The 20000-nt window shown below is 71.7% G+C and carries 24 protein-coding genes; 11 read left to right on the top strand and 13 right to left on the bottom strand.

The window, feature by feature from the left end:
- Positions 1-5 precede the first annotated feature (5 nt).
- A complete protein-coding gene (locus tag Microterr_RS15310; RefSeq protein WP_263796943.1) occupies positions 6-587 on the top strand; it encodes a dihydrofolate reductase family protein in 582 nt (193 codons plus the stop codon).
- Between the two features lie 15 nt (positions 588-602).
- Here Microterr_RS15310 and Microterr_RS15305 read toward each other — a convergent pair whose 3' ends face one another.
- Genes Microterr_RS15305 through Microterr_RS15295 form a run of 3 tightly spaced genes read right to left on the bottom strand, consistent with a single transcriptional unit; the run spans position 603 to position 3159 of the window.
- Positions 603-875, bottom strand: a complete 273-nt coding sequence (locus tag Microterr_RS15305) for a DUF1905 domain-containing protein (RefSeq protein WP_263796944.1) — start codon at positions 873-875, stop codon at positions 603-605.
- Positions 876-903: 28 nt separating this feature from the next.
- On the bottom strand, positions 904-1647 hold the full coding sequence (locus Microterr_RS15300; RefSeq protein ID WP_263796945.1) for an EI24 domain-containing protein: 744 nt from the start codon (positions 1645-1647) through the stop codon (positions 904-906).
- Positions 1648-1692: 45 nt separating this feature from the next.
- Positions 1693-3159 carry a protein adenylyltransferase SelO gene (locus tag Microterr_RS15295; RefSeq protein ID WP_263796946.1) on the bottom strand — a complete coding sequence of 489 codons (1467 nt, stop codon included), beginning with the start codon at positions 3157-3159 and terminating at the stop codon, positions 1693-1695.
- Positions 3160-3249: 90 nt separating this feature from the next.
- Between Microterr_RS15295 and Microterr_RS15290 the strand changes: the two genes are divergently transcribed.
- Together Microterr_RS15290 and Microterr_RS15285 are read left to right on the top strand one after the other, a co-directional pair.
- Complete coding sequence (locus tag Microterr_RS15290; RefSeq protein WP_263798861.1) at positions 3250-3924, top strand: Type 1 glutamine amidotransferase-like domain-containing protein; 675 nt, start codon at positions 3250-3252, stop codon at positions 3922-3924.
- Entirely contained in the window at positions 3921-4391 is a 471-nt protein-coding gene (locus Microterr_RS15285) for a hemerythrin domain-containing protein (RefSeq protein WP_263796947.1), read from the top strand. Before Microterr_RS15290 ends, Microterr_RS15285 begins: the two co-directional genes overlap by 4 nt.
- A 23-nt stretch (positions 4392-4414) precedes the next feature.
- On the opposite strand, the gene Microterr_RS15280 is transcribed toward Microterr_RS15285, so the two are convergent.
- From Microterr_RS15280 to Microterr_RS15270, 3 genes are read right to left on the bottom strand one after another with little or no spacing between them, the layout of a single operon-like run.
- On the bottom strand, positions 4415-5281 hold the full coding sequence (locus Microterr_RS15280; RefSeq protein WP_263796949.1) for an AraC family transcriptional regulator: 867 nt from the start codon (positions 5279-5281) through the stop codon (positions 4415-4417).
- Between the two features lie 51 nt (positions 5282-5332).
- On the bottom strand, positions 5333-5569 hold the full coding sequence (locus tag Microterr_RS15275; RefSeq protein WP_263796950.1) for a helix-turn-helix domain-containing protein: 237 nt from the start codon (positions 5567-5569) through the stop codon (positions 5333-5335).
- A gap of 2 nt (positions 5570-5571) precedes the next feature.
- A complete protein-coding gene (locus Microterr_RS15270) occupies positions 5572-6057 on the bottom strand; it encodes a DUF2975 domain-containing protein (protein ID WP_263796951.1) in 486 nt (161 codons plus the stop codon).
- 85 nt (positions 6058-6142) lie between these two features.
- On the opposite strand from Microterr_RS15270, the gene Microterr_RS15265 reads away from it, so the two are divergent.
- Both Microterr_RS15265 and Microterr_RS15260 read left to right on the top strand, forming a co-directional pair.
- Positions 6143-6538, top strand: a complete 396-nt coding sequence (locus tag Microterr_RS15265; RefSeq protein WP_263796952.1) for a TIGR03618 family F420-dependent PPOX class oxidoreductase — start codon at positions 6143-6145, stop codon at positions 6536-6538.
- Positions 6539-6614: 76 nt separating this feature from the next.
- A complete protein-coding gene (locus Microterr_RS15260; RefSeq protein ID WP_263798862.1) occupies positions 6615-7382 on the top strand; it encodes an alpha/beta fold hydrolase in 768 nt (255 codons plus the stop codon).
- Between the two features lie 121 nt (positions 7383-7503).
- On the opposite strand, the gene Microterr_RS15255 is transcribed toward Microterr_RS15260, so the two are convergent.
- The 4 genes from Microterr_RS15255 to Microterr_RS15240 all read right to left on the bottom strand — a co-directional run bounded on the left by Microterr_RS15255 (position 7504) and on the right by Microterr_RS15240 (position 12702).
- Positions 7504-9759 carry a YhgE/Pip domain-containing protein gene (locus tag Microterr_RS15255; protein WP_263796953.1) on the bottom strand — a complete coding sequence of 752 codons (2256 nt, stop codon included), beginning with the start codon at positions 9757-9759 and terminating at the stop codon, positions 7504-7506.
- Between the two features lie 26 nt (positions 9760-9785).
- Positions 9786-10367: a TetR/AcrR family transcriptional regulator gene (locus tag Microterr_RS15250; protein ID WP_263796955.1), complete on the bottom strand. Its 582-nt coding sequence runs from the start codon at positions 10365-10367 to the stop codon at positions 9786-9788.
- Positions 10368-10525: 158 nt separating this feature from the next.
- The gene (locus Microterr_RS15245) at positions 10526-11752 is read right to left on the bottom strand and encodes a PQQ-dependent sugar dehydrogenase (RefSeq protein WP_263796956.1); all 1227 of its coding nucleotides are present in this window, start codon (positions 11750-11752) and stop codon (positions 10526-10528) included.
- Complete coding sequence (locus tag Microterr_RS15240) at positions 11749-12702, bottom strand: Gfo/Idh/MocA family protein (protein ID WP_263796957.1); 954 nt, start codon at positions 12700-12702, stop codon at positions 11749-11751. The genes Microterr_RS15245 and Microterr_RS15240 overlap by 4 nt, the downstream gene beginning before the upstream one ends.
- A gap of 106 nt (positions 12703-12808) precedes the next feature.
- Here Microterr_RS15240 and Microterr_RS15235 point away from each other — a divergent pair, with 106 nt between their 5' ends.
- From Microterr_RS15235 to Microterr_RS15225, 3 genes are all read left to right on the top strand, one after another.
- Positions 12809-13711 (top strand): VOC family protein, encoded by a 903-nt coding sequence (locus Microterr_RS15235; RefSeq protein WP_318528815.1) that lies wholly within the window; start codon positions 12809-12811, stop codon positions 13709-13711.
- A gap of 84 nt (positions 13712-13795) precedes the next feature.
- Positions 13796-14380 carry a DUF308 domain-containing protein gene (locus tag Microterr_RS15230; RefSeq protein WP_263796958.1) on the top strand — a complete coding sequence of 195 codons (585 nt, stop codon included), beginning with the start codon at positions 13796-13798 and terminating at the stop codon, positions 14378-14380.
- Positions 14377-14706, top strand: a complete 330-nt coding sequence (locus Microterr_RS15225) for an amino acid transporter (RefSeq protein WP_263796960.1) — start codon at positions 14377-14379, stop codon at positions 14704-14706. The genes Microterr_RS15230 and Microterr_RS15225 overlap by 4 nt, the downstream gene beginning before the upstream one ends.
- Before the next feature lie 170 nt (positions 14707-14876).
- Here Microterr_RS15225 and purB read toward each other — a convergent pair whose 3' ends face one another.
- Together purB and Microterr_RS15215 are read right to left on the bottom strand one after the other, a co-directional pair.
- Positions 14877-16256 (bottom strand): adenylosuccinate lyase, encoded by a 1380-nt coding sequence (gene purB / locus Microterr_RS15220; RefSeq protein ID WP_263796961.1) that lies wholly within the window; start codon positions 16254-16256, stop codon positions 14877-14879.
- A gap of 27 nt (positions 16257-16283) precedes the next feature.
- Positions 16284-16790, bottom strand: coding sequence for a low molecular weight protein-tyrosine-phosphatase (locus Microterr_RS15215; RefSeq protein ID WP_263796963.1), 507 nt, complete (start codon positions 16788-16790; stop codon positions 16284-16286).
- Positions 16791-16905: 115 nt separating this feature from the next.
- Here Microterr_RS15215 and Microterr_RS15210 point away from each other — a divergent pair, with 115 nt between their 5' ends.
- Complete coding sequence (locus Microterr_RS15210) at positions 16906-17175, top strand: hypothetical protein (RefSeq protein WP_263796964.1); 270 nt, start codon at positions 16906-16908, stop codon at positions 17173-17175.
- On the top strand, positions 17172-18362 hold the full coding sequence (locus Microterr_RS15205) for an alpha/beta hydrolase family protein (RefSeq protein ID WP_263796965.1): 1191 nt from the start codon (positions 17172-17174) through the stop codon (positions 18360-18362). Before Microterr_RS15210 ends, Microterr_RS15205 begins: the two co-directional genes overlap by 4 nt.
- A 4-nt stretch (positions 18363-18366) precedes the next feature.
- Here the strand turns inward: Microterr_RS15205 and Microterr_RS15200 are convergent, their stop codons facing one another.
- Complete coding sequence (locus Microterr_RS15200) at positions 18367-18762, bottom strand: phage holin family protein (protein WP_263796966.1); 396 nt, start codon at positions 18760-18762, stop codon at positions 18367-18369.
- A 121-nt stretch (positions 18763-18883) separates the two neighbouring features.
- Here Microterr_RS15200 and hisC point away from each other — a divergent pair, with 121 nt between their 5' ends.
- Complete coding sequence (hisC, locus tag Microterr_RS15195) at positions 18884-19996, top strand: histidinol-phosphate transaminase (RefSeq protein ID WP_263796967.1); 1113 nt, start codon at positions 18884-18886, stop codon at positions 19994-19996.
- The last annotated feature ends 4 nt before the right edge of the window (positions 19997-20000 follow it).

Here is a 20000-nt window from a genome sequence, read left to right as displayed (position 1 = left end):
ACGAGATGCGACCACTTCGATACGCGATCAATGTGACCCTCGACGGCTGCGTCCATCACGAGGCGGGGATCCCACCGGACGAGGAGTCGATGGACTTCTGGACCGCCGAGATCGCACGAGCCGATGCCCTGCTGTACGGCCGGGTGACGTACCAGATGATGGAGTCCGCGTGGCGGAGACCCGACAGCGGCGCATGGCCCGACTGGATGCGTGAGTGGGAGATCCCGTTCGCCGAGACCATCGACCGGGCCGAGAAGCACGTCGTGTCGAGCACGCTGAGCGGCGTCGACTGGAACGCCGAACTGGTGCGCGGCGACCTGGATCAGGCGGTCCGCCGGCTCAAGCAGGAGCCGGGCGAGGGCCTGGCGGTAGGGGGAGTGACGCTTCCGCTGGCGCTGGCGGAGCTGGGCCTCATCGACGAGTACGAGTTCATGGTGCAGCCGGTCGTCGCCGGACACGGACCGACCCTGTTCGCCGGTCTGCGCGAGCGTGTCGAGCTCGAGCTCGTGGATCGGCGTGAATTCCGGTCAGGGGCGGTCGCCCTGCGGTACCGGCCCGCGCGAGAGGCGTCGGCGCAGCCGCAGTGAGAAGGTCTCGTCCGCTCAACTGCGGGTCAGCACGACCCGGACCGTGTCGCCGATGTCCTTTCCGAGCTGCGTGCGCACCTTCGCGCTGAGCGAGATCATGTGACCGCCCGTGCCCGTGACCATCGCGCCGACGTTCTCCAGACGGATCTCGTCGACGTGGGCGTCGACCCGCACGGCCTTTCCGGTGCCGAAGAATTCGGCCGATCCGGGAATCTCGACGCAGGACCAGATCTCACCTTTGACGCTGACGCCGATCGGGGCATCGAAGCGCAGTTCTGGACGGGACATGAGGCCACTGTAGTGAGGCGGACCGACGTCAGCGCCGAGCGGATGCCTCCGCCTCGAGCAGGGAGTGTGCGAGCAGCGTGCTGCCGGCGACGGCGGCGGGCATCATCGCGATCGCCCCGAACGGCACGAGGAAGCAGAGCTGCGCGGCGACCCCGAAGCCCAGGACGCGGGCACGCGAGCCTCGGAGCAGGGCGTGCCGGTCCGCGGCCGAGAGGCCCCGCGCGGACAGCGGGCGACCGATGAGTTCGTCGGCGATCAGCCAGCCCGTCAGCGATACGCCGGAGACCGCCCCGAGCACACCGCCGACGCCGGGGACGAGGCCGACGAGTGCAGCCAGCAGCGCGACGCCGATGCCGCGCGCGATCAGCGACAGGCCGTCACCGACGGAGGCCCAGAATCCCGGTGCACGCGCCAGGTCGTCGTCGCCCAGATCGCGCTCGACGGTGCGCCAGATGCGCTCGTAGAACGGCTCGCCGACGAGCAGCGTGAGTGCGGTGAACGACACCGCGACGAGTGCCAGAGCCGCGCCGACCATGGCCGTCCCGATCGTGACGCGGATGACGGTCGCCCATAGGCTGGGCCATCCATCCGCGAACGGCGTGACGGCGTCCACCACGCCTGGCAGCAGCGCCGCGAGCGACACGAGTCCCGCGAGGAGGACGAACCCCACGATCGCTGCGGGGAGGAGACCCATGGCCATGACGCGCGGGTGGCGTCGCCAGCATCCGAATCCCTGCAGCAGGAGGGATGCTCCTCGCAGGAACTCTCGCACGGTGTCAGCCTAGGTCCGACGCTCGCGATCCCACGCCGCGGTCCGTCAGGTGCCGCAGAAAGTCGTGTACGGACCGAACGCGGCGGGAGCACCCTCGGCGAAGCGCTCCCACCCCGGTCGCTCGACGTAGGGGGAGGTGACTGCCCCGACGAGCTCGGTGAAGGGCGCGAGGTCGCCGGCGGCGGCCGCGGCCAGTGCCGCCTCTACGAGATGGTTCCGCGGAATGTAGACGGGATTCACCCTGTCCATCGCCGCGCCGTCCGGGCGGAGCGCCCGCCAGCGTGCCAGCCAGCCCTCCGCCGCATCGAGCTGGTCCCCGAACGCATCCGCCGCGCGGTCCGGGTGCCCGCGGGCGACGTCGCCCAGCATCCGGAAGGTGGAGGTGTAGTCGGCGCCGCCGCGGTGCATCAGCGCGAGCAGCTCCTCCGACAAGGTCGTCACCTCGTCGTCCTCGACCTCGGCGGAGAGTCCGAGCTTGGCGCGCATCCCGCGCAGCCACGTGGCGCCGAAACGCGTGCCGAACGCGGAGAGGGATTCGCGCGCGGTCTCCAGTGCCCGCTCCCGGTCATCGTCCAGGATCGGCAGCATGGCCTCGGCGAGGCGTGCCAGGTTCCATTGCGCGACCAGCGGCTGATTGCCGTAGGCGTAGCGTCCGTCGACGTCGATCGAGCTGTAGACGGATGCAGGATCGAACGCGTCGAGGAAGGCGCACGGTCCGTAGTCGATCGTCTCGCCCGAGATCGTCATGTTGTCGGTGTTCATGACGCCGTGCACGAAGCCGACCAGCATCCACTGGGCGACGAGGTCCGCCTGCGCCGACACCACCGCCTGATAGAGGGCGACGAACCGGTTCGGCGCATCCGCGGCATCCGGGTGGCAGCGCGCGATCGCGTGATCGGCCAGGCGACGCAGGAGATCGGGATCGCCCGAGCCGTGTGCGTACGAGAAGCTCCCGACGCGTACGTGGCTCCGGGCCACCCGGGCCAGGACAGCGCCAGGAAGCGGGATCTCGCGCCGTACGGTGCGACCGGTGGCGACGACGGCGAGCGATCGGGTGGTCGGGACGCCGAGCGCGTGCATCGCCTCACTGATGACGTACTCGCGCAGCATGGGCCCCACCGCGGCCAGGCCGTCGCCCCCGCGCGCGAACGGCGTGCGCCCCGACCCCTTCAGGTGCAGGTCGCGCGGTCGCCCGTGCCGGTCGGTCAGCTCGCCGAGCAGCAGCGCCCGGCCGTCGCCGAGGAGCGGGGCGTACCCGCCGAACTGGTGGCCGGCGTACGCCTGGGCCACCGGTCGCGCCTCGTCCGGGAGGTCACCGCCCACGAGCAGCGACACCCCCTCCGCGCTCCGCAGGAATCCGGGGTCGAGGGCGAGCTCTGCGGCGAGCGGCTCGTTGAGCACCAGCAGGCGGGGGTCCGCGACGGGCTCGGCCTGCCACGGCACGGCGAGTTCACCCAGCTCGCGCGCGAAGCCGGAGTCGAGCGAGACCGATGCCCGCGTGACCGCACCCATGGCCCCAGGGTACGTCGCGTGCCGCACAGTCGGGCCGTGTCGGCCTTCCTCGACCGGCCGATCGGCGCAAGACTCGACACCGTGACCTCCATGAAGCTGCTGCTCACCTCCGGCGGCGTGACGAACGACAGCATCCGCGCCGCACTCGTCGACATGCTCGGCAAGCCCATCGCCGAGTGCCGCGCGCTGTTCGTTCCGACCGCGCAGTGGGGGCAGCCCGCCTGCTCTCCCGAGACGGTGTGGATGTCCGCCGCCGACCGGTGGGAGGGCGAAGCCGGACTCACCGGGCTGGGGTGGAAGTCCGTGGGGCTCCTCGAGCTGACCGCGCTGCCCACCATCGAGAAGTCCCGCTGGGTCTCGTGGGTGCGCGAGGCGGATGTCCTGCTCGTCGATGGCGGCGAGGCGACCTACCTGCGGCATTGGATGCGGGAGTCCGGCCTCGCCGAGCTGCTTCCCACGCTGACGGAGACCGTGTGGGTCGGCGTGAGCGCGGGGAGCATGGTGATGACGCCGCGCATCGGCAGCGAGTTCGTCGACTGGACGTCGGGCGACGGGAGCGACGAGACCCTCGGCATCGTCGACTTCTGCATCTTCCCGCACCTGGACTACCCCGGGTGGAGCGAGAACACGCTCGAGAGCGCGCGCCGATGGGCGACGCGGATGCCGCTGCCGGCGTACGCGATCGACGACCAGACGGCGATCTCGGTGGTCGACGGGGTCGTCGAGGTCATCTCCGAAGGGCACTGGGAGCGGCTGAACGCGTGACGGATTCGGAGCGGACGAGGGTCGTCGCCTGGAGCAACGAGCTGCGCAGCACGCACACCCGGCTGCGTGAGGCGCTCCAGGTGGCGCGGGCCGCCGTCCACGAGCCAGGGGCCGCGGCGAGCACCGGACGGGAACTGGCCCTGTACTGCCGAGGATTCTGCGTCGCGCTCGGCGACCACCACCGCGGCGAGGACCGGGCTCTGTTCCCCGCGATCGAAGCCGCGCATCCCGAGCTCGCGCCGGTGCTGCGCAAGCTCGAGCAGGATCACGCCATGATCGACTTCCTGCTGACTGCGCTGAGCGCGGCCGTCGATGAGGCTGCCGGACCCGACGAACTCGAGCGGCATCTCGACGGCATCGCCGCGATCATGGCCAGCCACTTCGCGTACGAGGAGCGGCAGCTGCTCGTCGTGCTCGACACGCTCGCGCTGCAGGAGGATCCGCGGCTCGTGCTCGGCGGCCTCTAGCTGCAGGGCCCCGCCGGCTCCGGCTACGCGCGCTCCACGGGCAGCCAGAGCTCGCAGGTCGCCGTGCTGAAGTCGGCGGCGCGATCGAGCACGGCGACGATCGACGGCCCGGGGCGCAGCCGCCACGGGTTGGACGGGAACCAGTCGGTCGCGGTCGCCGCCCAGGTGGACTGCAGGGCAGCCGGGTACGGACCGTCGATGCGGAAGACGGCCCACATGCCGGCGGGCACCTCGATCGTGTCGAGGTCGCCGGGCACAGGCGTCTGGTCGGTGACCGCGACGCCGTGCAGGTACGTGAGCTCGCTGCCCTCCGTGTAGTCCGGGTCGACGTCGGCGCTCACCTGGAGCAGGCCGGCCGGCTCCGTGTCGCTCAGCGCTTTCAGGAGGCCGTGCTCGGTGACCGGCAGCGATGCGATGTGCGCCTGGATGTGCGGATTGGCGCCCTCGTGGATGAGGGGCACACGCGCCGAGTGGCCGACGAGGCGGAATGCGGGGCGGTCGGTGATGCGGGTGTCCATGGGGGTGTTCCCTTCTACGGTCAGGCGGAACCTGAGCTGCGGCTGCGTCCGAAGGGGGCCGCCGTCGCGTCGCACCTCGGCGGGGCTCGCACCGTGAACCGCGCGGAAGGCCCGACCGAACGCCTCGGTCGAGCCGTAGCCGAACCGCACTGCGATGCCGAGCAGGTCGCCCCCGCCGAGGACGTCGGCCGATGCGGCGGACATGCGACGCCGTCGCACGTACTCCGACAGCGGCATGCCGGCCAGGGACGAGAACATCCGGCGGAGGTGATACTCCGTCGTGCCGAGACTGCTCGCCAGGCCGGCGACGGCGATGTCCTCGCTGAGGTGGTCTTCGATGTAGTCGACGAGCCGGTTGAGATCCGCGATCACGGTGTCCCCCTTCCTGATCCAGCCTGCTCGTCCCTGACAGGATGCACCCGACTATCGCGGTTCGATCCGATCGGCCGGCTCGTCGCCCGGCTCCCACCGCAGCAGGTCGCCCGGCTGGCACTCGAGCACCTCGCACAGGGCGTCGAGCGTGGTGAACCGGACCGCCTTCGCGCGACCGTTCTTCAGCACCGCGAGGTTGGCGGGGGTGATCCCGATCCGCTCGGCGAGGGCTCCCACCGACATCTTCCGGCGCGCGAGCATCACGTCGATGTCGACCACGATCGGCATGGTCAGATCACCTCGTCGAGCTCGGAGCGCAGCGTCCGCGCCTCGACGTCGCGGTCGATGGCCTGCCGGAGCAGCGTCTTCATCACGACGACGAGCAGCGCCATACCGCCGAGCACGAGCGCCGCGCCGCAGATCAGCCCGACGAGCCCGGGGGCGGTGCTGCCGGGCGCGAGCACGACCGCCAGCGCGAACGCGAGCAGAGCGGCGACGGCGATCGCGCCGATGATCACGTCGACGTAGCGGAACGACCCCGGCGAGAAGACCGACCCCTTCCGCACCTTGGTCAGCAGCTGCCACACGCACACCGCGAACACCTGCATGGTCGCCACACCGAGCACGGCGATCGTGACGAGCGCGATCCGGCCCCACAGCACCTCGCCCTCGAGGTCGATCCACAGCAGGGGCACGATGACTGTCTGGACCACCAGCGAACCCGCCAGCGCCAGGGCGATCACCACCCGCAAGACCACGATCGTCGCGTTGCCCATGCTGTTTCCTTCCCGAAGAACGGTAGGAATCTATCGTTTATCGATGCATCCCGCAAGCGGGGGCGGCGGAACCTAGGCTGAAGCCGTGCTGACTCCCGACGCCCATGAGTTCCTCCGCGAGTACCATCTCGCGACGCTGTCGACGCTCGGGCGGCACGACCGCATCCACGCCGTTCCGGTCGGATTCACCTACGAGGACGGCATCGTGCGCGTGATCGGATCGCGCGGCTCCCAGAAGTTCCTGAACGCGCAGCGCCGGGGCAGGGCGACCGTCTGCTCGGTCGACCGGGCGCGCTGGATCAGCTTCGAGGGGACGGCAGAGGTGATCGAGGACGCGGATGCTGTCGCCCACGCGGTCGCGCTGTACGCCGCGCGCTATCGTCAGCCGCGAGTGAACCCGGAGCGCGTGGTGCTCGAGCTGCGGGTCGAGCGGGTGCTCGGCTCGCGGCAGTTCCGGCATCATCCGGAGAGCGCGCGCTGAGCCACCGCGCATCCCGGACGCGGCACCGGCGCGGCAGACTGTCAGGGTGAACACCGTCATCGCGCCCCTCACCGAGATGCCCGACCCGCAGTTCGTGATGGTCGGCGACGGGCATCGAATCGCGACCTACACGTGGGGAGACGAGGCGCTGCCGACGGTCGTCGTCGTGCACGGCTTCGCGTCCAGCACGCGCGACAACTGGGTCAGCACGGGGTGGGTGCGCGACCTGCTGCGGGCGGGCTACCGGGTGCTGGGTCTCGATCAGCGCGGGCACGGCGCGAGCGACAAGCCGCACGAGCCGGGCGACTACGGTCTGCGCACGCTCGCCGGCGACATCGAGGCGGTGCTCGACACGTACCTCGTCGACACCGCCCGCTACGTCGGCTACTCCCTCGGCGCCCGCGTCGGGTGGGAGGTCGCGCTCGACCTCTCCGACCGGATCGAGCGGGTCGTGCTCGGCGGGGTGCCCGACGGCATCCCGCTCGCCCGCCTCGACATCGCCCAGGTGCGGGCGCTCGTCGAAGAAGGCACCCCCGTCACCGACCCGGTGACCCAGAACTACATCGCCCTGACCGAGCGGGTCGCCGGCAATGACCTGCGCGCCCTGCTCGCGATCGCGGGCGGCATGCGGGCCTCGGGCACCGTCGACCCCGATCCGGCCCACGCCCCCGCGCAGCCCGTGCTGTTCGCGACCGGCTCGCTCGACGCGATCATCGAGGGCTCCCGGGCGCTCGCCGCCGCCTGCCCGCAGGGCACCTTCGTCGAGATCCCCGGCCGCCACCACTTCAACGCCCCCGGTTCGCGGGTCTTCCGCGAGGCCGCCCTCGCGTTCCTGGCCGGCTAACTGACAGACCGGGCGCAGGCCCCGCTCCCTCCCACCCGTTTACGGATGTGACACGCCGCGTGGCTCCCGGCGGATGCGGCGTGTCGCGTCCGTAAACGGCATGGGGGCGGGGGTGGGCGAACTAGGCGGTCGCCACGCGGGAGGTCCGCTGAGCGGGTCGCGGAGCGCGGATCGGGATGCCGATGCGCTCGCGCCGCCGCGTGAGCCGGGTCGCGAACACCGTCACCGCCAGGGCGCCGGCCAGCCAGGCGAGCAGCACCCCGACGGCCGCCGCGATCCCGATGTCACCGCCGGCGATCAGCGAGCGGAATGCCTCCACCGAATGCGTCAGCGGCAGCCAGGAGTGGATCGTCTGGAAGAACCCGGCGGACGTCTGGATCGGGTAGGTCGCCCCGGCGGCCGCCAGCTGCAGCACGATCAGCACCAGCGCGAGGAAGCGACCGGGCGCTCCGAGCAGCGCGATCAGCGCCTGGTTGATGGCGACGAAGGTCACGCTGGTGAGGGCGATCATGCCGAACAGGCCCCACGAATCGGCCGGGTGGATGCCGACCATCAGGACGAGGATGCCGGTGGCGAGCACGCTCTGCGCGAGGCCGATGGCCGCGCCGGGCAGATAGCTGCGCAGCGCGACGGTGAACGCGGAGCCGCGGCCCTCGAGCGCACGCCGCGACAGCGCCGGCATCATCAGGTAGAACGCGAGCGCGCCCACCCACAGGGCGAGGGCCGTGAAGTACGGGGCCAGGCCGTACCCGTACGCGGGCACCTCGTTGACGCGGGTGGCGTCGACCTCGACCGGCGACGCGGCGACCTCGCTCAGGTGAGCAGCCTCCGCATCCGTGTAGGTCGGCACGTCGGCCACCCCGCCGGCGAGCCCGTCACGCAGATCGTCCGCGCCGAGGCTGAGGGTGGTGAGTCCGCGGGCGAGGTCCTGCCCGCCGTCGGCGGCCGTCCCGGCGCCGGCGGCCAGCTCCCCGGTCTTGCCGGCGAGGGTCGCCGCGCCGTCGGCGAGGTCGGACGAGCCGGTGGCGAGTGCCGAGGCCCCGGCTGCCGCCGTCGCGATGGCGTCCCGCAGCGTCGGGGTCTTCCCGGCGAGCTTCTCGGCCCCCGCGGCGAGCTGCGCGGATCCGTCGCGGAGCGTGTGCGCCCCCGCCGCTGCGGTGGCCGTGCCGTCGGCGAGGGTGCCCGCACCCTGCGCGAGCGCGGCGAGGCCGGTGCCGTCGGCGGCCGAGCCGACGAGGCTCGTCGCCCCGGTCGCGAGTGACTGGGCGGCGCCGTCGGCGGTCGTGGCCCCTCCCGCGACGGCGTGTGCTCCGGCGGCCAAGGTGGTGAGGGTGGCCTGCCGCTGCGTGTCGGAGAGGTGCGCCCAGTTCGCGATCAGGGAGTCGAGCCCGTCGCTGACGCTGCCCGCCCCGGCGGCCAGCGTCGGGGTGCTCGCGGCGAGCTGAGACAGGCCGTCGCCGATCCGCTGCGCACCTCCGAGCGCGGCGGTCGCGCCGGCATCGAGCGTGGTGGCCCCGGTGGACAGGGCGTCGAGCCCGGTCGACAGGGTCTTCGCACCGGATGCCGCGGACCCCGCGCCCGCACTCAGCCGTGCGGTCTGCGCGGGCAGGTCGGTCGTCTGCGCGGCGAGCTCGTCCAGGCCGCTCGACAGGCGGCCCGCGCCGGCATCGACGTCGTGGGCGCCGTCGGCGAGGGTCTGCGCGCCGTCGGCGAGGCGCGTGCTGCCGTCGGCCAGCTCGTTCAGCCCGACCACGAGGGCGCCGCTGCCGTCGGCAGCCGTGGTCGCGCCGTCGGCGAGGTCGCCGGCGCCGTCCGCGGCATCGCCGAGCTCGTCGTGCAGGGTCGTGAAGCCGAGATAGACCTTGTCCAGGTACTCGGCGGCCACTTCGTCGGCGAGCGTCGTGCGGATGGTGTGGGCGATCGTCGTGGCGATCGTGCCGGAGATCATGCTCGCGCCGTCGTTGCTCTCGATGCTCAGGGTCGCCGGCGCAGCGGCGGCGGGGTCGTCGCCAGCCACCGACGTCGCGGTCGCGGAGAAGTCCTCGGGGACCGTGAGCACCGCCAGCACCTCGCCGGAGGCCAGGGCCGATGCGGCGTCGTCCGCGCTCATGCGCCGCCAGTCGAAGTTGTCCTCGCTCGTGCTGGAGGTCAGTTCGTCGGTCAGCGTGGCGCCGAGGTCGACCCTCGAGCCGTCGACGACGGTGGGCGAGTCCTCATCGACGACGGCGGCCGGGACGCCGTCGAGGTTGTGGGTGGGGTCGAGGTTGGCCCAGGTGAGCACGCCGGCGTAGATGAGCGGCACGAGGGCGATCCCGGTGAGGACCACCCGGGTGCGGCGGGACTTCTTGAGTGCGGTGAGCACAGCGGAGACAGACATGCGGGAAGGCTTTCGAGAGAAGGGAGTCACGCAGACGCGTCGGACGCGCCGGTGAAGAACGAGATGACGGCGATCACCCGCGCGGCCATCTGGGCGGCGGGCTCCGGCTCGTCGCGGGTGAGCCAGCCGATGATGAGCCAGACCAGGCCGGCGGCCAGGGCGGTCACGCGGTCGGAGGTGTGCGGGCCGGGGCGGGCGCGCAGTCGAGCGCCGAACGGGGAGACGTGCACGATGCGGTCGACGAGGAACGCCACGATCCCCTCGGTGAGGGCGCGCTCGCCGGCCTCGTTGAGGACCGCGCAGTAGAAGACGCGATGGGCCAGGAGGTGCTCGAGCAGACGGGTCATCGTGGCGATGACCTCGTCCTCACCCTGCCCGGAATCGACCGGGCCCGGGATGCTCTCGAACTGCGACCGCAGGCGCTCGAGTCCTGCGGCGCCGCACGCCGTCGGCACATCCCCGAAGTGCTGGTAGAACGTCGGACGGCTCACGCCCGCTGTCGCCACGATGTCGGTGATGCTGGGCGCGCGGCCCTCGTCGAGCAGGGTCGTCACAGCGGCGATGAGCGCTGCACGCGAACGCGTCCAGCGCGGGTCTTCGCGCTCCATGATGGCCGCCTCTACAACTAATTTACAAATGTAATTTAGCGCGAGAGGGGCGACAGGTCAAGCCGGGGTTTGCGCGCAGTCGAGCGCAGTTCCCCGCATCCCGCGCAGTCCGTACGCCGGTGGACGCGGGAAAGTGCGGTGAATACGGGGGCCGGCGGTCAGGGCACGGGCACGGCGACGATCCGGTCGTCGCCTTCGCGCGCGTCGCCGCGTCCGTCGGTGTTGTTCGTCAGCAGCCACAGGCGCCCGTCGGGCGCGAGCGCGACATCGCGGAGGCGCCCGTACTCGCCGGCGAACAGCTCGGTCGCGGCGAACCCGTCGGTATCGATCGAGCGCAGCACCTCGCCGCGCAGGTTCGCGAGGTAGAGGGTGGTGCCGGCGATCGTCATGCCGCTCGGGCTCGCGTCGTCTGGACTCCAGACCGCGATCGGGTCGACGAAGCCGAGGTCCTCGCCGCCGGTCCCCTCGACGGTCGGCCAGCCGTAGTTGCCCCCGGCGACGATCACGTTGAGCTCGTCCCACGTGTCCTGACCGAACTCGGTCGCGTACATCGTGCCGTCGTCCGCCCACGCGAGGCCCTGCACATTGCGGTGGCCGGAGCTGTAGACCAGCGAGCCGGGTGTCGGATTGTCGGCCGGGATGCCGCCATCCGGCGTCATCCGCAGGATCTTGCCGCCGAGGCTGTCGGGATCCTGCGCCCGCGGAGGCTGGGCCGCGTCGCCGGCGGTGACGTACAGCATCCCGTCCGGACCGAACGCGATGCGGCCGCCGTTGTGGTTGCCGGCGGACGGCAGCCCGTCGAGCAGCGTCGTCCCCTCGCCGAGGGAGTACGAGCCGGGCGAGCCCTCGAGCGCGAATCGCTGCACCCGGTTGCCGCCCGCCGCAGTGGAGTGGACGTACAGCTGTTCACCGCGCACTGCCAGGCCCAGCAGGCCGCCTTCGCCGCCATGGGCGACGTCGTCGAGCCGCCCGACCTCGCGGGGCGTCCCGTCGGCGAGGAGCTCGAGGATGCGGCCGCTGTCGCGCTCGTCGACGAGCGGCGTGCCGGCGGCGGTGAAGACGAGCGACCACGGCGCCTGAAGTCCCTCCGCGATCGTCTCCGGACCGTCCGGCACAGCGCTCGCCGCCTCCGACGGCGGCGTCGAGGTCGAGCGAGCCGGGGTCGCGGTCGGCCCCGGGGCGGCGGCAGCGCAGGCGGCGAGGGTCAGCCCGGCGAGGGTCAGCCCGGCGAGGCAGATCGCCGCCGTGGCCCCGGCCCGTCGGCGGCGCGGCTTCCGGGTCGGCGACCGTTCCGCGTGGTTTCCGGCATCCATCGCCGTTTCAACGCCGGTGGATGCCGGGAACTGCGGTGAATGCGGGCGGCGTCGTCCGCCGGGGGCGGTCACGACCCCGCCCGGACCGCCTCGATGATGCGCAGGGTCTCGGTCGTGCGGTCGTGGTCGGCGGCAGCATCCTGACCCGTGGACACCAGCTCCACGAAGCGCTCGACCTCGCCGCGCAGCTCGTGCTGCGGCTGGGTGAGCTCGTGCAGCTCCTCCGAGCCGTCGCGCCGCACGAGGCGCACCGACCGCGGGCTCGCGATGTGGTCGATGACGAGCGTCGCGTCCTCGCCCTGGATCTCGCTGGGGAGGTGGGTCGTCGAGATCTTGGAGTACTCGAGCGACACCACCGCGCCCGGGTAGCGCGCCAGGATCGTGCCCGCGCCGTCGACGCCCGACGGCACAGGCAGCACGTCGGCGTGAACGCTCTCCGGCACGCCGAGGAGCGTCACCATCGCATGCACGCAGTACACGCCCAGATCGAACAGCGCGCCGCCGGCCATGGCCGGGTCGAACATGTTCACGCGCTCGCCGGCAAGCACGAGGTCGTAGCGCGACGACCGCGAGGCGTACCGCAGGGACGCGGCGCGCAGCACGCCGAGCTCGGGCAGCAGCGACCGCACGAGGGCGGTGCCGGGGTCGTACTCGGTGCGCATCGCCTCGAGCAGCACGACGCCCGCCTCGTCGGCCGATCCGACAAGCTCCAGCCACTCGTCCGCGGTCGTGACCGCCGGCTTCTCGACCAGCACGTGCTTGCCCGCAGCGATCACCTTGCGCACCTGCGCGCCGTGTTCGCTGTTCGGCGACGCGATGTACACGGCGTCGATGTCCGGCGAGGCGAGCACGGCGTCGAGGTCGTCGCTCGACCCCGCGGCGCCGAACTCGGCGGCCTTCGCCGCGGCCTTGGCCGCATCCCGCGAGTAGACGGTCTCGATGGTGATGCCGTCGACGACGCGCACCGCATCGGCGAGCATCCCGGTGATCATGCTGGTGCCGATCGTGGCGAGTCGGATCATGGCTGCCTCCCGCTGACATCCTCCCAGCAGGCGCGGCCGACGGGTAGCCGCCCCCCTTGCGGAGCGGTCCGGGACCGACGGATGCTGGAGCCGACATCCGGGAGGCATGATGCAGAAGATCGTCCCCAACCTGTGGTTCAACGGCAACGCGGCCGAGGCGGGCGAGTTCTATGCCGCCGCGTTCCCCGGCGCGACCGCCGAGGTCACGGGGCGCTATCCCGACGAGGGCCTGCCCGAGTTCCAGCGCGCGCTCGCGGGCGAGCCGGTCACGGTCGCCGTCGTGATCGAGGGCTTCCGCCTGACGCTCATCAACGCCGGCGGCGAGTTCGCACCGAACCCGGCGGTGTCGTTCATGCTCAACTTCGACCCGCTGCAGCTCGGCGACGAGCAGACCGCACGCGACCGGCTCGACGCGGTGTGGGCGGCGCTCGCCGACGGCGGCACCGTGCTGATGCCGCTCGACGAGTACCCGTACAGCCCGCGCTACGGATGGCTGCAGGATCGCTACGGGGTGAGCTGGCAGCTGCTCCTCGCCGACCCGTCCGGCGGCCCGCGGCCGTTCGTGGTCCCCCAGCTGCTGTTCAGCGGCCCCGCCCAGAACCGGGCGAAGGAGGCCATCGACTTCTACACCTCGGTCTTCGGCGACGCGGCGCCGGGGTTCTTCGCGCCCTACCCGGAGCAGACCGGGCCGGCCGCACCCGGCTCGGCCATGTTCAGCGACTTCACCCTCGAGGGCCAGACGTTCGCCGCCATGGACTCGGGCGTCGAGCAGGACTTCACCTTCGGGGTGGGCAACTCGTTCGAGGTGCGCTGCGCAGATCAGGCGGAGATCGACCGGCTCTGGGAGTCGCTGTCGGCCGTGCCGCAGGCGGAGCAGTGCGGGTGGCTCGTCGACCGGTTCGGCCTCAGCTGGCAGATCGTTCCGGCGGACATGGACGTGCTCCTGCGCAAGCCCGGCGCATATCAGCGGATGCTGGAGATGAAGAAGCTGGTCATCGCCGACTTCTAGGGCGGCCCTGGCGGGCGCCGCCCGGCGGGGCCACAGGTGACCACGACCTAGACTGGGGAGATCCCTTCGCCCACAGGAAACGTCGTGACCGCAGCATCCACTCCCCGCACCTTCGAGGTGCGCCACGTCCAGTTGCTGCGCGCCCTGTTCGCGGCGCTCGCCGCGGTCATGATCACGTTCTCGACCGATCACTCGGCTGCGGTGGGGCTCGCCGTCTTCAGCGGGTTCGCGCTGGCCACGGGCATCATCCACCTGACCGCCGCATGGCTGGTGTACCCCGCCGACCGCCGCTGGCCGTCGGTCGTGCTGGGCATCCTCTCGATCCTCGCGGGCATGGCGGGCGGCCTGCCGCCGCTGCGCTCGGACGCGCTGTTCTTCACGCTGGTGATCGTGTGGGCGCTGGCCACCGGCCTCGTCGAGACGATCGTCGGCTGGCGGGGTCGCGCCGAGTCGCGCGACACGTTCGTGATCGGCATCCTGACTCTCGTGCTCGGCATCGCGACCCTGTTCGTCTCGCCGACGTTCTCACTCGACTACACGGTCGAGGGCCATGACTTCACGCTCACCGGCACCACAATCGCCGTGGGCGTCTTCGGGGGCTACGCGGCCATCATCGCGGTCTATCTCGCGATCGCCGGGTTCTCCCCGCGCAAGGAGGTGTCGGTGTGACCGACGACAAGCCCACCCGCCGCGACCTGATGAAGCCCGTGCAGCTGCTCGGGCTCGCGTTCGTGGCCGCCCTGTTCGCCGGTGTCGTGACGCTGGTGTCGATGGGGTTCTTCCAGTCGCGGTTCGAGGGGCAGAGCTCCCACGCGCTCGTCGTCGGGCTCGTCGTGGCCGGCATCACGTTCATCGTGGTGCTGCTCGGGATCGCCCTCCTGCTGCTCGTCGTCGACCCCGCCGACGTGCAGAAGCCGATCGATCGCCCTGTGCTGCTCGACGACCCGGACGACAGCGAGCCGGATGCCACCGGCTCCGCCCGCGCGAAGAAGTAGCCGGCCGCTGGCCCAGCGCCCAGCGCCCAGCGCGTAGCGAAGGTCGCGGCAGCCGCTGTTCCTCTGCCGCTGCCGCCTGGAACAGGTGTTCCGGCCGGAACAGGAAGAAACCGGCGCTAACCGACCTGTGCTGGCCAGAACACCTGTTTCGGCGACGGGCCGCCGGCGAGCTACAGCTCGTCGACGAGCGCCGACGCGAGGCCGGTGTAGGTCGCGGGGGTGAGCTCGAGGAGGCGCTGCTTGGCGGCATCCCCGATGTCGAGGCCGCGGACGAACTCGGCCAGCTCCGCTCCGCCGACGCGGCGCCCGCGGGTGAGGTCCTTCAGGAGCGCGTACGGGTCGGTGATCTGCGAGCGCCCGGCGGCGATCTCGGCCCGCACCACGGTCTGGATGGCCTCGGCGAGCACCTCCCAGTTGGCGTCGAGGTCGGCCAGCAGCACGTGCTGCGCGAGCGAGATCTCGCCGAGCCCGCGCTCGAGGTTGTCGAGGGCGAGCAGCGAGTGGCCGAAGGCCACGCCGATGTTGCGCTGCGTCGTCGAGTCGGTGAGGTCGCGCTGCATCCGGCTGGTGACGAGCGTCTGCGACAGCGTCTGCAGCAGGCCGCCGGAGATCTCGAGGTTCGCCTCGGCGTTCTCGAAGCGGATCGGGTTGATCTTGTGCGGCATGGTCGACGAGCCGGTCGCGCCCGCGACCGGGATCTGCGCGAAGAACCCGAGCGAGATGTACGTCCAGATGTCGGTGGCGAGGTTGTGCAGGATCCCGCCGGCGTGACGCACGCGGTCGTACAGCTCGACCTGCCAGTCGTGCGACTCGATCTGGGTGGTCAGCACGTTGAAGCCGATGCCGAGCCCCTCGATGAACGACCGCGACAGCTCGGGCCAGTCGACGTCGGGCTCCGCGGCGAGGTGCGCCGACCAGGTGCCCGTGGCGCCGGAGAACTTGGCGAGGTAGTCGCCGCCCTCGATCTGCGCGGCGACCCGCTCGAGACGCCATGCGAACACGGCGATCTCCTTGCCCATGGTGGACGGGGTGGCCGGCTGCCCGTGCGTGCGCGACAGCATGGCGGCGTCACGGTGCTCGTCGGCGATCCCGGCGAGCTTCGCGATCACCGCGCGCAGCTTCGGCAGCCACACCTGGGCGACGGCGCGCTGCACGGTGATCGCGTAGGAGGCCGAGTTGATGTCCTCGCTCGTGCACGCGAAATGCGTGAGCTCGGCGATGGCGTCGAGGCCGAGCGTGGACAGACGGTCGCGCACCAGGTACTCGACGGCCTTCACATCGTGGCGGGTGACCGCCTCCTTCTCCGCGAGCCAGTCGATCTCGGTCTGGCCGAAGTCGACGTACAGCGCGCGGAGGCGGGTCTTGTCGGCGTCGGAGAGCGGTGACGAGCCGAACAGCGAGCGATCGGTCAGGGCGATCAGCCACTCGACCTCCACCTCGACCCGGGCGCGGTTGAGACCGGCCTCGGAGAGGAAGTCGGCCAGCGGCGACACGGCGGCGCGGTAGCGGCCGTCGAGCGGGCTGAGGGGCTGAGGGGGGAGAGAGGACACGCAGGCTCCGTCCGGGCGGGCTCGACCTCAGGTGGCCGAGCGGATCGCGGGTTCGAGCTGCCGGAAGAGCGCCCGGCTCGCACTCTCGATCATACCGAGCACCTCGTCGAACATTCCCGGGCCCGCATAGTACGGGTCTGGCACGTCGAGGCTGGTGGCCGTGGAGTCGAACGACAGCAGCAGCGCGATCTTGTCGGTGTCGGCTTCGTCCCTTGCCCATCCCCGCAGGATCCGCTCGTGGCTGCGGTCGAGCGCGACGACCAGGTCGTTGCGGTCGAAGTCGGTGTGCGCGAACTGTCGTGCGCGATGCAGAGACCCGTTGTAGCCCCGCCGTTCGAGGGCCTCGATCGTGCGCACGTCCGCGCGCTCGCCCACGTGCCAGTCGCCGGTTCCGGCACTCGTCGACACGACCCGCTCCCCCATCGTCGCCGCGTCGGCGAACCAGCGGAACACGACCTCGGCCATCGGCGACCGGCAGATGTTGCCCGTGCACACGAAGACGACCCGGAAGGGCGCGGCAGGGCTCGCGGACATAGGCCCATTGTGGTGGGTGCATCCCGTTCCTGCACAGCAGCGCCTCGCCGCGGCCGGCTCCCCGATCTCGTGCGCGAGCCCCCGACGCACTTCTCCGGGGCGGACAGTGGATGCTGTGACCACCCCCACCCTGCTCGCCACGATCGATCTCGCCTTCCGTCAGCTCGACCAGGCGAGGCTCCGGCTCGAGGCCGCGGGACTCGAGGCGACCCGGCTCGCCGCGGCGACCGACTGGCAGTCTCCGAGCGCCCGTGCCTTCCACGCGCGCACCGAGGCGTGGAGCGGCACGGTGCGCGATCTGGCCGCCGGAGCCCAGGAAGTGCGGGATCGGGTGGGGCTCTTCGGCACGCTGCTCGAGGCGAGCCTGCGGGTGCCGCTGCGGTGAGCGACGACCTCGACGTGCGCGGCGGCGGTGTGGTGGCCGTCGACACCGTCACGCTCGAGCGCGCCGCGGCCGGGTTCGCGGCACTGGCCGACGAGCTCGCGCACATCCGCACCCTCGTCGGTTCGGCGCTGAACCAGGTCTTCGCGGCCGACCACGCCCTCGCCGGGTCCCTTGTCGGATCGGCGACGGACCGCCTCGACCGGCCGGTGCGGGAGGCGATGCAGCAGTCGGACGATCTCGCCGGCGACCTCCGTCGGACGGCGGCGGGCTACGAGTCGGCGGAGCGGACCGTCGGGCAGGCGCTGATGCAGCCCGGCATCCTCACGGTGCAGGCCGGCGCAGGGCTCGCCGCGTTCAGCCCGGTGCTCGCGGCCTGGGCGGCCGCCGGCACGTACCTGCTCGCACAGGGGGTCGCCCTCGACGGCTCCGGACGCATCCCCCGCCACGCCCGGCTGCTCCCCGTCGTGTCCGAGGTGCGGGTGACTCTGCTGCCCGCACCGGCCGGAGCGGCGGCGACGGCGCCGCGCGACCTGGCCGACGCGGCGTCTCGGATCCCCGCCGATCGGGCGCGTGTCCGTGTCGAGCGGTACACGATGCCCGACGGCGCGCGGCAGTTCGCCGTCTACATCTCGGGCACCCGCTCGATGGCGGTGCGCGGCGGCACGGAGGCGTTCGACATGGCCTCGAACCTGCAGCTGTACCGCGGGGTGCGGTCCGCGTCGTACAGCGCAGCGGCCGAGGCCCTGCATCGGGCCGGCGCCCGGCGGGGCGACGTCGTGCACATCGCCGGGCACTCGCAGGGCGCCATGGTCGGCTCCCGCCTCGCGCTGGAGGGCGGGTTCGCGGCGAAGACCCTCATCACGCTCGGCAGCCCGGTCGAGGCAGACCTCGACGACCGCACGCTCAGCGTGGCGCTGCGCCACCGCGACGACCCGGTGGCCGCGCTCGCCGGCGGGGGTCACGCCGATCCGGTCGGTGCACCGGGAAGCATCGTGGCCGAGCGCACCGCGGTGCCCGGTGACGTGGTGCTCGACCTCGATGCGCACAGCGCTGCCGCCTACGCCGAGACGGCCGCCCTGCTCGATGCGTCACCCGATCCCCGGATGGAGGCGGTGCGCCAGCTCTTCGACGAGCTCGACCACGCCGCGTCCATCGACGTGTTCGAGTACGCCGCCGAGCGGCCGTGAGCGGTCAGCTGCGCGAGGCCTGCGGGCGCAGCACGATGCCGAACACCCAGTTGATGAGCGAGATGATCAGCGCGGCCACCACACCCCACCAGAAGTCCTCGACGCGCAGGCCCCAGCTCCACCAGTGGGTGAGCCACGCCGTCAGCCACAGCAGGAAGCCGTTGATGATCAGCGAGATGAGCCCGAGCGTGAGGATGTACAGCGGGAACGCGACGATCTTGATGACCGTGCCGATGATGGTGTTCACCAGCGCGAACACCGCCGCGACGAGCAGATAGGTCAAGACGACCTGCAGCGTCTCCTGCGGCTCGAACGCGACGACGGTCACGCCGAGCACGGGAATGAGCGTGACGACCCAGATGGCGAACGCGTTGACGAGGACGCGGATGAGGAAGCGCATAGTGCGCAAAGTGTCGCACGAAGTGCCGACGCAGCGGAATGCCGGAAATTCCGGTTCTGGCCCGGCGGACGCGCGCATGAGCGCGGGGCAGCCTCCTGGGCCCGCCGCCTAGACTCGGCACGTGACCGACGCTCCCCAGATTCCCGTCCGCGTCCGCCCCGCCATCGCCGCCCTGCCGCCCTATCGACAGGGTCGTCAGGCGGGCGCCGATGCGTTCAAGCTGTCGAGCAACGAGAACCCGTTCGATCCGCTCCCCGGCGTCATCGCGGCGATGCAGTCCGCCACCGCGGTCAACCGCTACCCCGATGCCGGCGCCGCGCGCCTCGCTCAGCGTCTCGCCGACCGGTTCGGGGTCGAGCCGGACGAGGTGCACATCGCCGCCGGCAGCGTCTCGATCCTGTCGCAGCTGGTCCTGGCCACCTCCGGTCCCGGTGACGAGGTCGTCTACGCCTGGCGCTCGTTCGAGGCCTACCCGGGTCTGGCGGTCGTCGCCGGTGCCACGTCGGTGGCGGTGCCGCTGACTGCGGACTTCCGGCACGACCTCGATGCCATGGTGGAGGCGATCACCGACCGCACCCGCGTCGTCATCGTGTGCACGCCGAACAATCCGACCGGGCCGATCATCACGCAGGCCGAGTTCGAGCAGTTCATCGACCGGGTGCCGGGCGACGTGCTCGTCATCCTCGACGAGGCGTACGCGGAGTTCGTCACCGACCCCGACGCGGTCGACGGGATGCGGCTGCTGGGCGGTACGAGACGCGACAACCTCGTCGTGCTGCGCACGTTCTCGAAGGCCTACGGACTGGCCGGCCTGCGGATCGGCTATGCGGTGGGGCACGCGCGCGTGCTCGACGCCGCCCGCACCACCGGCATCCCGCTGTCGGTCACGGCTCCCGCCGAGGCTGCCGCGCTGGCGAGCCTCGACGCCGAAGCCGAGCTGCGCGAGCGCATCACCGTGATCGCCGAGCGCCGCGACCGGCTCGCGGAGGGGCTGCGGGCAGCCGGATGGTCGGTCCCCGAGGCGCAGGGCAACTTCGTGTGGCTGCCCGCGGGCGAGCACGCCGTGGACGTCGCGGCCGCGTTCGACGCCGGCGGGCTGGTGGTCCGGCCGTTCGCGGGCGATGGCGTGCGGATCACGGTCGGCGAAGAGGAGTCTGTCGAGAAGGTACTGCGGATTGCCGCATCCGTTGTGAAAGACCTCCCAGAGGGGCACCCGGGGCGCGGGCTAGCGTAGAGAA

Origin of the sequence: Microbacterium terricola (assembly GCF_027943945.1) — a bacterium.
GTDB lineage: Bacteria > Actinomycetota > Actinomycetes > Actinomycetales > Microbacteriaceae > Microbacterium > Microbacterium terricola.
Note: the sequence above shows the minus strand (reverse complement) of the source record. Positions and strands in the feature narration are given on the sequence as shown.

Coding starts and splice junctions, on each gene's coding strand:
- Microterr_RS15310 (WP_263796943.1), top strand. CDS start 6: ATGCGACCACTTCGATACGCGATCAATGTGACCCTCGACGGCTGCGTC.
- Microterr_RS15305 (WP_263796944.1), bottom strand. CDS start 875: ATGTCCCGTCCAGAACTGCGCTTCGATGCCCCGATCGGCGTCAGCGTC.
- Microterr_RS15295 (WP_263796946.1), bottom strand. CDS start 3,159: ATGGGTGCGGTCACGCGGGCATCGGTCTCGCTCGACTCCGGCTTCGCG.
- Microterr_RS15290 (WP_263798861.1), top strand. CDS start 3,250: ATGAAGCTGCTGCTCACCTCCGGCGGCGTGACGAACGACAGCATCCGC.
- Microterr_RS15275 (WP_263796950.1), bottom strand. CDS start 5,569: ATGCCGATCGTGGTCGACATCGACGTGATGCTCGCGCGCCGGAAGATG.
- Microterr_RS15270 (WP_263796951.1), bottom strand. CDS start 6,057: ATGGGCAACGCGACGATCGTGGTCTTGCGGGTGGTGATCGCCCTGGCG.
- Microterr_RS15260 (WP_263798862.1), top strand. CDS start 6,615: ATGCCCGACCCGCAGTTCGTGATGGTCGGCGACGGGCATCGAATCGCG.
- Microterr_RS15255 (WP_263796953.1), bottom strand. CDS start 9,759: ATGTCTGTCTCCGCTGTGCTCACCGCACTCAAGAAGTCCCGCCGCACC.
- Microterr_RS15250 (WP_263796955.1), bottom strand. CDS start 10,367: ATGGAGCGCGAAGACCCGCGCTGGACGCGTTCGCGTGCAGCGCTCATC.
- Microterr_RS15240 (WP_263796957.1), bottom strand. CDS start 12,702: ATGATCCGACTCGCCACGATCGGCACCAGCATGATCACCGGGATGCTC.
- Microterr_RS15235 (WP_318528815.1), top strand. CDS start 12,809: ATGATGCAGAAGATCGTCCCCAACCTGTGGTTCAACGGCAACGCGGCC.
- Microterr_RS15215 (WP_263796963.1), bottom strand. CDS start 16,790: ATGTCCGCGAGCCCTGCCGCGCCCTTCCGGGTCGTCTTCGTGTGCACG.
- Microterr_RS15200 (WP_263796966.1), bottom strand. CDS start 18,762: ATGCGCTTCCTCATCCGCGTCCTCGTCAACGCGTTCGCCATCTGGGTC.